The organism is Devosia sp., from assembly GCF_039927955.1.
Lineage (GTDB): Bacteria > Pseudomonadota > Alphaproteobacteria > Rhizobiales > Devosiaceae > Devosia.
This window is the reverse complement of the sequence record NZ_JBDSUA010000024.1, coordinates 37,858-52,040: the sequence shown is the minus strand read 5'-3', so window position 1 is coordinate 52,040 and position 14,183 is coordinate 37,858. Positions and strand designations below refer to the sequence as shown.

The following is a 14,183-nucleotide window of genomic DNA, read 5'->3' as shown; positions in this document are numbered from 1 at the left end:
TGCTACTTCGCAGGTCCCGCGGGAAAAATCCCCGACATCACGACAAAGCCCGGAATGCGCCGAACGCGGTCGGTCCAGCGGCGGATGGCGGGATAGTCCTGCCGGGAGACGCCGCCTTCTTCGCTGAGCATGATGTAGGGGAAACAGGCGATGTCGGCCGTGGTGGGGTGCGCCGGAGTGCAAAGCCAGTCGCGGCCTTCGCGCTCACCGAACCACAGGTGTTCGTCGATGACGCGGAACAGGCGGTGAGCGCCCGCCTGGGCCTTTTCCAGATCGACATCGTAGAAGAAGCCGAGATTGAGCCGGGCGGCTGAGGCGGTGGCGGTGATGTCGTCGGCAATGGCGTGCCAGCGCAGGACTTGCGAGAGGATTGCCGGATCGGTGGGGAACCACTGGCCACTGGGATCATATTTGCGGGCGAGGTAGCCCAGGATGGCGCCGCTATCGACAAGCGTCAGGCTATCATCGACCAGCACCGGCAATTGTCCGAACGGGTTGAGGCGCAGGAACCAATCGGATTTGTGGGCGCGACCGGGGTAGAAGTCCACCGGCACGATGTCATAGGGCAGGCCGAGAATGCTCATCAGTAGGCGCAGCTTATAGCAATTTCCCGAAAGTTCGAAGTCGTACAGGGTGATCATGGCTGGTGATCCCCCATTGCTTTGACGCTACATTCTCCGTCGGTTCCCTCGGGCTTGATCCGAGGGCCGCCCTCTGCTCCGGGCGCGCTGTCAGTGGCCCTCGGGTCAAGCCCGAGGGAAAGAGCTGAAGGTGTGGCCACGGGAGAAAGCATCCTCATAAATCCAGCACCAGTCTCGGCGTCTTCGCCCGGGATACACAGGTCATCATGCAGGTATTGGCGCGTTTTTCGCTCTCGTGCAGATAGACGTCCTGATGGTCGGGCACGCCTTCGAGCACAGTGGTGAGGCAGGTGCCGCAGGCGCCCTGTTCGCAGGAGCTGGGCACCTGCAGGCCGTGGTCGCGCATGACGTCGATGATGCTCTTGCCGGCGGGCACCTGCAGGGTCATCGCCGAACGGGCCAGTTCCACTTCGAAGGCCGAACTGTCATCGATGGTCTTGGTGTTCTGGAAATATTCGAAGTGAATGGCGTCTTCCGGCCAGCCCAGATCGGTGGCGGTCGAGCGCACGGTTTCCAGCATCGAGCCGGGGCCGCAGACATAGACGTGTTCGGCAAACCGGTGCGGACCAAGCGTCGTCTTGATGGTTTGCCCGATGGTGTCGCGCGACAGGCCCGCATGGATGGTGACCTTGCCGGCCAGCGTATCGAGCTGGTCCTTGAACGCGACCTGTTCGTCGCTGCGGACGAAGTAGTGCAGTTCATAGGGCAGGCTGGATTTGTCGAGGAAACGGGCCATCGACAACAGCGGGGTAATGCCGATGCCGCCGGCGATCAGCACGGTGCGGGTGGCGTCGCGACGCAAAGGGAAATTGTTGCGCGGTTCGGAAATCGCCAGCACGTCGCCTTCGCGCACGGTTTCCACCAGTACCTTGGAGCCGCCTTTTGAGGCGCTCTCCTGCTTGACGCCGATGATGTAGCTGAGCAGGTCACCGGGGCCGTTGGTGATCGAGTATTGCCTGATCATGCCATTGGGCAGATGCACGTCGATATGAGCGCCGGGCTGGAACGTGGGCTGGTGGCCATCGATGGCGGCAAGTTCAAACCCCACGACACCATCGGCGCTTTGCCATTTGCGCTTGACCACGACATTGAGCGTGGTGCCGCGCGGGATGGCGATTTCGGGCATGGTGGAGAGTTCGGCGGAGACTTTTTCGAAGGCGGGTTCAAGCGGCGCGGGAGCCGGCCTGCGGACGGCAGCGCGTTCGACGCTGTCGCGGAGTTGGGTCAAGGTTTGGTTGTGTGACGTGAGCTGCTCAAGACCATCACCAAAAGTGTGGTCGAGCATGCCGCGGATGACAGAGCGGCTGGAGTCGACCGGCTGGATAAAATAGTAGGCCGACCGATGTCCTTCTTTGAATTCTACAGTCAGGCGGAGCGCCAATCCGGGTAGCCGCGTGGCGGTTGTTGCCACACCGAGAATTGCCCGTTCGGCCGGTGTCGCCCGCTGTTCGAGGTCCAGCAAAATGTCTTCAGCGGGGGCGTTGACCGGAACCGGACGCAGCACCAGCCAGTCGCCGGTTGAGGTGTCGATTGGGGCGACGAACGGCACGTCATTACTGGCCGCCGACCAGATCAGCCCCATGGCCTCACGCACGGGGTAAGTCTTGTTTTCGATGCGGCGTGCGGGCGCATCGGCGGGATGGGCGGGGATGTAGGTGCAGCCCGCAGAGCGGTTGGCGTAGCGCCAGCCGTGATACTGGCATTTGAGTTCGGCGCCTTCATTGATGCCGATGGAAAGGCGCACGCCGCGATGCAGGCAGCGGTTCTCCCAGACATTCACATTGCCGTCGTCCGCTCGCCAGACCGCCAGCTCGCGGCCGAGCAGTTGGGCTTGATAGACGTGCCGGAACGGCAAGTCGGTGGATGAGGCGATCGGATACCAGGTGGGATCGTCGGGGGAGGGAGACGACTGCGAACCCTGTTCAAACATCGCAGTCATCCTCACCCCACCATCGGGATCACGCCATACGTAATCCCTTTCTGGCTCAGCCACCGGCGGTAGGCGATGGCGGATTTGTCGGCGCGGATCGGCGTTTCGGCCCGGGGATCGAGGGGCAGGCGTTTTGGGAACTGGTTTTCGAGGATCGGCTTGTCCTGGCCGAAAATGGTCTGCTGGAAGCGGCGCAACTCGACCACGGTGGAGGTTGAATCGATCATCGATTGCAGCAGATGGGCGCGGCAGCGTTCCTGGGTCATCGGTTGCAGGAAAATTGCGATGACGTCGCGGCGGCTTTCGTCCTCGGGGCAGGATTTGTACAGCACCGAGCAGAACGGATGCGGTACGCGATAGACGTATTCGACCTCGATACCCTCGGTTGCCGACAGCGCAGCGCGGGGCTGGAAAAAGCGGCAGCGGGTGGCCAGCACCTCGTCGCGCTCCTCGGAAACCTCGACGTCGTATTCCTTGACCTCGGTGTGCGGCTCGGCCCCCAGAATGCCGGTGTGGACATAGGGAAAGTGGCCCATGTCGAGGAAGTTTTCGACAGCGCGCGGCGCGGAGGTGCCAATGCCGATGGAGCCGCAGCTCATGTTGACACGGTCGGGTTCGGCATATTCGCGGATGGGGAACAGCGGGCCGGTCGGGATGCCGAGGCAGATCCAGATATAGCCATAGCCGATGATGGCGGGGAGCGGGTTGGCGATGGCGCCGACTGCATCGCCATGCTGTTCAGTGGTCCGGAGCCAAGCCACCGGTTCGCCGCTGGCATCGCGCGTATAGGCGATCGGATGATCGAGCAGCAGCGTGACGTGGACGATGCCGGCTGGGGTTTCATCCCTGGCGGCAATGACATGCCAGAGATTGAGAGTAACCGGGTCGATCGGATTGGGCATTGCGGCTCCACGCACTTGGTGAAGCGAGATTAGCCGGTGTGGGGTGGGGCGCCAGTAGAAATTGCTGCAGGGTTGGTATGACGGGCGCGGCTCTGCACCCTCAAATGGCTATTCCCGATAAATATCGAACGCCCCAAACGCCTGCGTCGTTGCCATCATCTGCAGCCGGTTGACGTTGAAGTGCCTGGGTAATGTCGTGGTCCAGAAGATCGACTCAGCAATATCGTCGGCATTCATCGCCGTGGTGCCCTGATAGGGCTTGGCGGCCTTGGTTTCGTCGCCCTTGAAGCGGACCAGCGAGAATTCGGTTTCGGTCAGGCCCGGTTCGATATTGGTGACGCGGATGTTCTTGCCCTGCACATCCGAGCGCAGGTTGAGGGCGAACTGTTTGACGAAGGCCTTGGTGGCGCCATAGACGCTGCCGCCCGGATAGGGGTAGTCGCCGGCCACGGAGCCGAGGGTGACGATGTGGCCGCCGCCGCGCTCGATCATGCCGGGCAGCAGGGCGCGCACGGTATAGATCAGGCCATTGATATTGGTGGCCACCATGGTTTCCCAGTCGGTGATGTCGGTTTCGGCGGCGGGCTGCAGGCCCAGCGCCAGGCCAGCATTGGCGAGCACCACATTAATGGCTGCGAACCGGGCGGGAATGGTGGCGATAGCGGCATCAAGCGCCAGGCGGTCGCGCACGTCGAGGGTGATGATGTGAACCTTGTCGGTGCCCAGTTCAGCCTGCAGGGCCTCGAGCCGATCGGTGCGGCGGCCGGTGGCGATGACCTTGGCCCCAGCGGCGACATAGCGGCGGGCGGCAGCGGCGCCGAAACCGGAGGTGGCGCCGGTGATGAACACTGTCAATTCAGCCGGGTCGATCATCTGGTACATGGCGGGCTCCGAAGCGTTTGCTGGTGGCTTTAGCTAGCATGGCAGTGCTGCCGGTGGGCCAGCGAAATCGGCAAAATCTGCCGACCTTTTGGCCAACATTGCCAAAACTTACCCCACCTTACCAAGTTCTAACGTTACCAGGGGCACTATGCGGCGTTATAAACGCGCATTGTTCGGATGGTGGCTCGATTGAAGATTTTCATCAGAATTCTGGTTTTGCTGGTGGTGGCAGGCGTGGCCGCCGGTGCCTACTGGTGGACCTTCGCCGCGCCCAAGGCGGCGACGGTACCAGCGACGGTGGCGGTGACGCGGGGCAAGATCGAAACCACGGTGCTGGCTTCAGGCGTGTTGCAGGCCAATGCGCTGGTCAGTGTCGGCGCCGAAGTGTCGGGCCGTATCGACAGTGTCGATGTGGTGTTGGGTCAGCAAGTGGCCAAGGGTGATCTGATCGCCACCATCGATTCTCTCAATCAGGAAAACGCGGTGAAGGCGGCTCAAGCCGCTCTACAGGCGGTCAATGCGCAAAAGCGCGCCAAGCAGGCGTCGCTGACGCAGGCCGAGGCGGCCTTGACCCGGCAGACCCAGATGTTTGACCAGAAGCTGATCGCCCAGACCGATTTCGAAACGGCGCAGGCGGCGGTCGAGTCGGCGCAGGCGGAGATCGACGGGCTGGATGCCCAGATCAGCCAATCGACGCTGGCGGTTGAGTCGGCACAGTTGAACCTGAGCCGCACCAGGATCGTGGCGCCCAATGCCGGCACGGTGGTCGCGGTGCTGGTGGACGAAGGGCAGACGGTGACGGCCAATAATACCGTGCCCACCATCGTCAAGATTGCCGATCTCGATACCATGGTGATCAAGGCGGAGATTTCGGAAGCCGATGTCACCCGGGTGCAGCCGGGCCAGAAGGTGTATTTCACCATTCTGGGTGAGCCCGACAACAAGATCGACGCGACGTTGCGCGAAGTCGAGCCGGCGCCGACCTCGATCAGCTCGGACGCGACCACCACCGATACGGCGATCTACTATAACGGCCTGTTCGAGGTGCCTAACCCCGACCACAAGCTGCGCATTTCGATGACGGCGCAGGTCACCATCGTGTTGCAGGAGGTTGCCGATACGCTGCTGCTGCCGACCGGCGTGCTGCGCAATGGCCGCGATGGCGGCAAGATGGTGCTGGTCTACAATCCGGCAACGCAGGAGACGCGCCCGCATCCGGTCAAGGTTGGCCTCAACAACAATATCCAGGCGCAGATTACCGATGGCCTGGCCGAGGGTGATCAGGTGGTTTCGCCCAATGCCACGCCGGTTGCCTCGAGCGGCAACCGCAATGGTGGGGCCGGCGGCTTGTTTGGTGGCGCGCCCGGTGGGCTTGGTGGCGGGGCTGGAAGGCCACGCTGATGACCGATCCAATCATTTCCATTCGACAATTGCGGCGGTCGTTCCAGGCCGGCGCCGAGGCGGTGGCTGTGCTCAAGGATGTCGATCTGGACATTCATGCGGGCGAAATGGTCGCCATCATCGGCCAGTCCGGCTCCGGCAAATCGACGCTGATGAACATCCTCGGTTGTCTCGATCGGCCAACCTCTGGCACCTATAAATTCGGCGGCCGCGAGGTGGGCAGGCTGGGACCGGACGAACTGGCAGAGCTGCGGCGCGAGCATTTCGGCTTCATCTTCCAGCGCTATCAGTTGCTGGCTGATCTCGACGCCGTGGAGAACGTGGAAATGCCGGCGATCTATGCCGGTGTGGACGGCGGCGCGCGGCGCAAGCGGGCAATTGACCTGCTGTCGCGGCTGGGCCTGGGCGAACGGCTGACGCATCGACCATCGGCGCTTTCGGGCGGGCAGCAACAGCGCGTCAGCGTGGCGCGGGCGCTGATGAATGGTGGCGAAGTCATTCTGGCCGACGAGCCGACCGGCGCGCTCGACAGCAAGAGCGGCAAGGACCTGATGGCGCTGCTGGGCGAGCTGCATCGCGATGGCCACACCATCATCATCGTGACCCATGATCCGCTGATTGCTGCGCAATGCGAGCGGGTGATCGAGATTTCCGACGGCGTGATCATCGCCGATCGAAAGGTGGGTGAACAGACCGCCAACGCGCTCAAGGATGATGGTCCGATCCGCAAGATTGCCCGCTGGCGCGAGGGGCTGGACCGGTCGATTGAAGCGCTGCGGATGTCGCTGCGGGCGATGATCGCGCACAAGCTGCGCACGTTTTTGACCATGCTCGGGATCATCATCGGCATTGCCTCGGTGGTGAGCGTGGTGGCGCTGGGGCAGGGCAGCCAGCAGACGGTGCTGGAAAACATTGCCTCGATCGGCACCAATACCATCAACGTCTATCCCGGCACCGGGTTTGGCGACCGGCAATCCAACCGCATCCAGACGCTGGTGCCGACGGATGCCGAAGCGATTGCCGAGCAGCCTTATGCCGACAGCGTGTCGCCCCAGGTGACGTCCAATGCCACTGTGTTGTTCCGCAATACCTCGTCGAGCGCCTCGATCACCGGGGTGGGCGATGCCTACTTCCAGGTCAATGGCCGCGAGTTCATCGAGGGCGTTGGGTTCAGCAAAACCTCGATCACCGACCGGACGCAGGAAGCGGTGATCGACCAGAACGCCCAGACCGGAATTTTCGTCAATGGCGAAGATCCGATCGGGCAAGTGATCATGCTTGGCAAGGTGCCGGTGCGGGTGATTGGCGTGGTCAAGACCGTCACCGGTTTTGGTCCGGGCGGTAACAGCGCCAATATCTATGTGCCTTACACCACGGCAATGGACCGGATTTTGGGCCGGTCGTATCTCGGTTCGATCGCGGTGCGGGTGAAGGACACCTACGACATGGCGCAGGCCGAGGCTGAGATCACCGCGTTGGTGAACCGGCTGCATGGCAAGACCGATTTCTTCCTGCAGAACACCGCGACCATCCGCGACACCATCGAAAGCACCAGCCAGACGCTGACACTGCTGATTTCCACCATTGCCGTTATTTCTCTGGTGGTCGGCGGGATCGGGGTGATGAATATCATGCTGGTTTCGGTTTCCGAGCGGACCAAGGAGATCGGCATCAGGATGGCAGTGGGTGCCCGGCGCGGCGATATCATGCGGCAGTTCCTGATCGAGGCGGTGCTGGTTTGCTTTGTCGGCGGGGCGGCCGGGGTGGCGCTGTCATTCGGGTTGGGGCAGGCGCTGACCAGTTTCGTATCGGGTGCGCGGATGTCCTATTCAGCGCAAACCATTGCGCTGGCTTTCCTTTCGTCGAGCCTGATCGGGGTGATCTTCGGGTTCATGCCAGCCAGGTCCGCGGCGCGGCTCGATCCGGTGGAGGCACTGGCGCGGGAGTAACTGTCGCCGATCGGCAACGATCATCGATCACATTTGGAACAAATTGGCGCGCAGGGTGTTTATTGGCTCGGGGCAGCCTTAAAGTGGCCGCATGGATGAACCCTTCCTGACAATTCGGAGGGGTTGGCGCGGCGGTTGGTTTTAACTGAATCTTCGCCGTGCCCGATGATAGTGGCATTCCGGTTGGTGACAGCCGGACCAAGGCGGGGACGATCCACTGCTTAAAGCGCGTTTTGTATCGAGTATCAGCGCTGTCTGTCTGCTTGCCGCCATCACTGGTGCGGTGGCGATTACGCCTGCCTATGCGTTCAACCTGTTCGGCCTCAAGCTGTTCGAGGCACAGGCCGCGGCAGATGCCGACGCGGTGATTGGCGATCCGCAACCCTACACCATCGAACTGACCGTGACCTCGCCGCAGGGCGATGTTGAAAGCGTCGTGCGCAATGCGTCGGGGCTGGTGGCAGATGCCGGCAAGCCCGCGTCGGGTGCGGCCGGGCTGTTGGCCAAGGCGCGTGGCGATTATCGCAAGATCACTGCGGCGCTGTATGGCGAAGGCTATTATGGCGGGGTGGTCAATATTATGGTCGGCGGACGCGAGGCGGCCAGTATTGCCCCTGACGCCAACCTGCCTGATCCGGTGGCGGTGCAGGTCGCAGTCAATCCGGGTCCGCTGTTCCATTTCAATCGCGTCACGGTGGTCAATCAGGCGCCGCCGACCGATGATCCCAATGATTATGTCGAGCCGCCTTTGGGCATTGGCTACGGCGCAGGCGAGGTTGCCAAATCCACCGTGGTGCTGAAGGCCGAGCAGTTGGCGCTGCAGGCCTGGCAGCAGCAGGGTTACGCCAAGGCTGCGATCGCCTCGCGCGATGTTGTGGCAGATCACGATACCAATACCGTCGATGCGACGATTACCGTCAATCCGGGCGCGCGCGCTGTATTCGGGCCGGTAGCGGTCAGTGGCACCGAGCGGATGGATCCCAATTTCGTGCGGCGGCAGACCGGCATTGTCGAAGGCGAAGAGTATGATCCCGATGCGCTGGAACTGGCGCAGAAGCGTTTGGACCGGCTCGAAGTGTTCCGGGCGGCGCGCTTGCAGCCGGGGGATGTGATCGGGACAGGCGGCATTCTGCCGTTTGACCTGATCGTGCAGGAATTGCCCGGCCGCCGGTTTGGTGCCGGTGCGACGTTCTCGACGGTCGATGGACTGGGCCTTGAGGGCTATCACCTGTGGCGCAACCTGTTCGGGCAGGCCGAACGGCTGCGGCTCGATGCCAAGGTTTCCAGCATTGCCTGGCCGCTCGATACGGCGCAGTTCGACTATTTCTTTGGCGGCACCTTCACCAAGCCGGGGATTTTCACCCCGGATACCGATCTGGTCGCGGCGATTTCGGCCGAGCGCACCGTGGTGCCGACCTATAGCGAAACCTCGGTCAGCGGTCGGGTCGGGCTGACGCAGATTTTTTCGGACCAGCTGACCGTCGAAGGTGGGGCAACCTTCGAACGTAACCGGTTCGACGATGATTTCGGGACGCGCGATTTCTCGACGGTCGGGATTTATGCCGGGGCCGTGTTTGACGGGCGCGACGACAAGGTCGATGCCGCGCACGGCTTTTACCTGTCGGGCAAGGTCGAGCCGTTCTACGAATTTTTCTATGGCAAGACGGCGGTGCAGGCCACCGTCGAAGGCCGCACCTATTTCGGCTTTGGCGAGGACGACAAGTTCGTGCTGGCCGGGCGGATCAAGGCGGGCGCGCTGTTTGGCCCGGCGCTGAACGAGATTGCGCCGGACAAGCTGTTCTTTGCCGGTGGCGGCGGGTCGGTGCGCGGCTACGGGTTCAAGAGCATTGGCGTGGTCAACAATGGCGTCACCAGCGGCGGGCGCTATCTGCTGGAGGCCTCGATGGAGGTCCGTGCCAAGGTGACAGATGACATTGGCGTGGTCGGGTTTGTCGATGGCGGCTATGTGGCCGCGGATACCTTCCCAAGCCTTGCCGATCTGCGGCTCGGCGCTGGTATTGGCCTGCGCTACTACACCGGGCTTGGCCCGTTGCGAGCTGACTTTGCTATTCCGCTCAACAAGCGTCCCGGCGATCCCGACTATGCGCTTTATGTCGGTATAGGGCAGGCATTCTGATGGGCTGGTTCACTCTCATGCCACGGCGCGTGCTGGCGCTGCTGATTGGTGCGCTGGCGCTGTTTATTGCGGTGCCGCTTGTCGTCGTCACTGCGCAAGACGTGGCGCAGATGAGCAATGATCAGCAGAAGGATTGGCTGACCGGCTTTGTGCAGGACAAGCTCTCAACGCCGGAGCGGCAGATCAGGCTGTCCAATATCGATGGTGCGCTGGGCTCGGACGTGTCGGTGCGCGAGATTACCATTTCGGACAGCAAGGGCGTCTGGTTGCGCGTCAACAATGCGCACCTGACCTGGAGCCAGGCGGCTTTGTTCCTGGGGCGGCTGGAAATCCAGTCGCTGCAGGCGGAGTCGATCGATTATATTCGCAACGCCGTGCCCAGCGATCAGATGGACCTGCCGCCGCCCGAAGCCGGCACGCTGGAAATTCCGCAATTCCCGGTCGCGGTGATCCTGCAGGAACTGTCGGTGCCCAAGGTGACCTTCGGCGAGAACGTCTTCGGCCTCGGCTCGGAGATTTCACTGGGCGGATCGCTGACGCTGGATGGCGGCAATCTCACCAGTAAGCTCGATATCGTGCGCCTTGATGGGCCGGGCGGCACGCTTGGTCTCGATGTCGACTACAAGAAGGACAGCGCCAATCTCGATCTTGGCCTGAACCTGACCGAGCCGCCAAACGGGGTCTTGGCCAACCTGCTCAATATCGAGGGGCGCCCGGCGGTTGAGCTGAGCCTCAAGGGTTCTGGCCCCGTAAGCGATCTCACGGCGCAGTTGAACCTCAAAGCCAACGGCCAGACGGCGTTGAGCGGCGCGGCGGGGATCAAACAGACCGACGCCGGCTTTGCCACGCAGACGGTGTTGCGCGGGCCGCTGTCGACGCTGATGGCCGAGCCGTATCGGCCGTTCTTTGGCGCCAACACCATCCTCAATGTCAGCGCTTTGCTGCGCAAGGCGGGCGGGGTTTCGGTCAGCAATGTGACGCTGAGCGGCGGGCAACTGGCGCTCAAGGCCAGCGCTGAAACTTCGGCGGATAATTTTCTGCAGCAGCTGACGCTGAACGCACAGATTGCTGATGGCGCGGGTGGGTTGGTGACGCTGCCTGTTCCCGGCGCCGCCACGCAGGTGCAGGGCGCCCGGCTGACGGTGGATTTCGGGCAGAACAGTTCGGAAAACTGGACCAGTACGCTGGGCATCGATGGCTATCAGAGCAACGGCTTTGCGGCCAAGACCATCGCGTTCAATGTGGGTGGGGTGGCCGCAAATCTCAGCGATGCGGCAAACCGCCGGATTACCTTCAATGGCGATGGCACTGTTTCGGGCATTACCGCGACCGACGAGGTTGAAGCGGCGCTGGGCGACAGCATCGGGCTTGGTGTGGCGGGTCTGTGGACTGCCGGGCAGCCGGTGCAACTGGCGCAGTTCCGCGTGGTCGGCAAGGCGCTGACGGCGGCGCTCGATGGCGTGATCGATGGTGCGGTATTCAAGGGCAATGTGGCGCTGGATACCTCCAGCATCGCGCCGTTCTCGGGTCTCGCCGGTCGGCAATTGTCCGGCGCGCTGTCGCTCAAGTCCACTGGCAGTATCAGCCCGCTGGCGGGTGGGTTCGACCTGATGCTAGGCGGTAAAGGCACCGACCTGTTGATCGGCGACAAGATTGCCGATGGCATTCTGGCCGGCGTCGTTGATCTTTCGGGCCGGGTGGCGCGCGACACAAACGGCTTGACCTTCGACCAGTTCAAACTGGGCAACAGCCAAGTGCAACTGGCTGCAAATGGCACTTATTCCAACGCGCTGGCCGATTTCAAATTCACGCTCGACCTTGCCGATCTGAAGCTGCTGTCGGAGCAGGGCAGTGGCGCGGTCAATGTCGTCGGCACTGCCAAGGGGCAGGACAATGTGCTGGCGCTGAACCTTGCCGTGGCGGTGCCGAGCGGCACGCTGGCGGGCAAGAGTCTGAAAAACGCGATGCTCGGTTTTGCCGGGCAGGTCGACAAGACCCAACTCGCCGGCAAAATCACCGGCGCGGCGGCGCTCGATGGCTTCACCACCCAGCTTGGCGCGGATCTGGCGATCACGCCAACCACGCAAGCGCTGACCAACATCGATTTCCAGGCCGCCGGCACACGACTGACCGGCTCGCTGACCCGCAGCGCAGCAGGCCTGACTGATGGCGCGTTGAAACTGGCGTCGCCGGATATTTCCGTGGCGGCGGCATTGCTGTTGCAACGGGCCAAGGGCGCGCTCAACGCCGATATCAACCTCGACAGCGCCGATGGCAAACAGAACGCCGGCATACGCGCCGACGCCAGCGGTGTGGTGTTCAACGATATCCAGGTCGGCAGCGCCGATGTTTCGGCGACGTTGAGTGACCTGCTCGGCGTCCCGGTCATCAATGGCTCGGCAACGGCTCAAAAGGTGTCGGCAGCCGGAATCGACATTGCCGGACTGACCGCCAAGGCCACCCAGACCGGCACGACCACGGCGTTCGACGCACAAGCCAATCTGGCCAATGGAGCAGTGGCGGTCGTGGCCGGTTCGCTGGCGCCGCTTGACGCAGGTTATCGGTTGGCGCTGGATCGCGCCTCGCTGACGCAGGGGCAGTTGAACGCTACATTGGCGCAGCCAACAGTGTTGACTGTCAACGGCGCAGCCGTGTCACTCGATGCGGTTCGCTTTAACGTCGGTTCGGGTAGCATTACGGCCAGTGGCGTTGCGGGCAATGCTAACAATATCGTGCTCGATGTTAACGCACTGCCACTCTCGATCGCCAATGTCGTGGCGCCCGACCTAGCCTTGGGCGGCACGCTCAACGGCAAGGCGACAATAACCGGTTCGGCCAGCAATCCGGCCATAAACTTCACCGCCGACGCCAGCGGCGTGCAGGCCGCGGCGATTGCCGATCTCGGCGTCACCCCGATCACCGCCTCGGTCAATGGCACTTTCAACGACAACGTGGTGACCCTCGCCGCCTTCCGCGCCAACGGTGCCGGAGGCCTGCAATTGTCGGGCTCAGGCACAGTGCCACTGACCGGTAACGGCCTCAATGTCACCGTCACCGGCGCGGCACCATTGGCGCTGGCCAATCGCTTCGTCGCTGATCGTGGCGGGCAGGCCAGCGGCACCTTGGCGCTCAATGCCAAGGTCACCGGCGGCATCGGCGCGCCACAGTTTGGCGGCACAATCTCGACCAAAGGCGCCGGCTATATCGATCCGGAAGCCAATCTGCGGTTGCAGAATATCACCGGCTCGGCAGCGCTGAGCGGCGCCGCGCTGACCATCCAGTCGTTGTCGGCCTCGCTGGCAACGGGCGGAAACGTTAGTGTTTCCGGCTCTATCGGCCTCAGCAATGGCTTCCCCGCCAATCTGGCGATTGGGCTCAATTCTGCGCGCTACGCCGATGGCAACCTGTTCGTGGCGACGGCTTCTGGCAATCTGACGCTCACCGGAAGCCTGGTCGGCAATCCGCTGCTGGCGGGCAATATCGGTATTGAAAAGGCCGACATCACCGTGCCGGAGAATTTTGGCGGCGGGGCCGGGCTGATCGACGTCAAGCATATCGATCCGCCCAAGGCCGTGGCACAGACGCTGGCGCGGGCCAAGATCGATGAGCGCGCCGCGCCCAGCCCGCAGCGGCGTTCTGCGGGGCTGCTGCTGGACGTCAATGTCAACGCGCCGAACCAGATTTTCATCCGGGGCCGGGGTCTCGATGCCGAAGTGGGCGGGTCGGTGCGGCTGACTGGTTCACTGACCGATATTCAACCGGTCGGCGGGTTTGCGCTGACCCGCGGCCGGCTGGCGATCCTGGGACAGCGGGTGACATTTGAAAGCGGCACCGTCACGCTGGTGGGCGACCTCGATCCGTTCCTGAACCTGGTGGCGCGCACCGAGGGCGAGGGGATCACGGTCTTTGTCACCGTGTCCGGACGCGCTTCCAACATCGCGGTGGACTTCACCTCAAGCCCGGCTTTGCCGCAGGACGAAGTGCTGTCGCGGCTGATTTTCAATCGTTCCGTGGGCGAGCTATCGCCATTGCAACTGGCCAAGCTGGCAGGCGCCGTCGCCGAACTGGCCGGTGGCGGCAACAATTCGCTGCTCGACAGCCTGAGAGGCGCCGCCGGGCTGGCGGATCTTGATCTGGTCACCGACGACAAGGGCAATGTGGCCGTGCAGGCCGGGGCCTATATCCAGGACAATGTCTATCTGGGGGTCCAGGCCGGTGCCAACGGGCAGAGCAAGGTGACCGTCAATCTCGATATCACCAGCGACCTCAAGGCCAAGGCGAGTGCCGGGGCGGACGGCAATTCCAGCGTCGGAGTGTTTTACGAGAAAGACTACTGAGGGG

General features: G+C 62.7%; 8 protein-coding genes. 4 read left to right on the top strand and 4 right to left on the bottom strand.

The genetic code is table 11. The features are described from left to right. Positions 1-2 precede the first annotated feature (2 nt). The 4 genes from ABIT12_RS06960 to ABIT12_RS06945 form a co-directional block, all read right to left on the bottom strand. Positions 3-641, bottom strand: a complete 639-nt coding sequence (locus ABIT12_RS06960; protein WP_348042456.1) for a glutathione S-transferase family protein — start codon at positions 639-641, stop codon at positions 3-5. 154 nt (positions 642-795) lie between these two features. Next, positions 796-2,571 carry a Rieske 2Fe-2S domain-containing protein gene (locus ABIT12_RS06955; protein WP_348042455.1) on the bottom strand — a complete coding sequence of 592 codons (1,776 nt, stop codon included), beginning with the start codon at positions 2,569-2,571 and terminating at the stop codon, positions 796-798. Positions 2,572-2,582: 11 nt separating this feature from the next. Beyond that, positions 2,583-3,473: an aromatic ring-hydroxylating dioxygenase subunit alpha gene (locus ABIT12_RS06950; protein WP_348042454.1), complete on the bottom strand. Its 891-nt coding sequence runs from the start codon at positions 3,471-3,473 to the stop codon at positions 2,583-2,585. Positions 3,474-3,581: 108 nt separating this feature from the next. Continuing rightward, positions 3,582-4,355 carry an SDR family NAD(P)-dependent oxidoreductase gene (locus tag ABIT12_RS06945; RefSeq protein WP_348042453.1) on the bottom strand — a complete coding sequence of 258 codons (774 nt, stop codon included), beginning with the start codon at positions 4,353-4,355 and terminating at the stop codon, positions 3,582-3,584. 189 nt (positions 4,356-4,544) lie between these two features. Between ABIT12_RS06945 and ABIT12_RS06940 the strand changes: the two genes are divergently transcribed. From ABIT12_RS06940 to ABIT12_RS06925, 4 genes are all read left to right on the top strand, one after another. Continuing rightward, entirely contained in the window at positions 4,545-5,756 is a 1,212-nt protein-coding gene (locus ABIT12_RS06940) for an efflux RND transporter periplasmic adaptor subunit (protein ID WP_348042452.1), read from the top strand. Beyond that, positions 5,756-7,705 (top strand): MacB family efflux pump subunit, encoded by a 1,950-nt coding sequence (locus tag ABIT12_RS06935; RefSeq protein ID WP_348042451.1) that lies wholly within the window; start codon positions 5,756-5,758, stop codon positions 7,703-7,705. Before ABIT12_RS06940 ends, ABIT12_RS06935 begins: the two co-directional genes overlap by 1 nt. 283 nt (positions 7,706-7,988) lie before the next feature. After that, positions 7,989-9,842 carry an autotransporter assembly complex family protein gene (locus ABIT12_RS06930; protein WP_348042450.1) on the top strand — a complete coding sequence of 618 codons (1,854 nt, stop codon included), beginning with the start codon at positions 7,989-7,991 and terminating at the stop codon, positions 9,840-9,842. After that, positions 9,842-14,179: a translocation/assembly module TamB domain-containing protein gene (locus tag ABIT12_RS06925; RefSeq protein ID WP_348042449.1), complete on the top strand. Its 4,338-nt coding sequence runs from the start codon at positions 9,842-9,844 to the stop codon at positions 14,177-14,179. Before ABIT12_RS06930 ends, ABIT12_RS06925 begins: the two co-directional genes overlap by 1 nt. Positions 14,180-14,183: the final 4 nt, after the last annotated feature.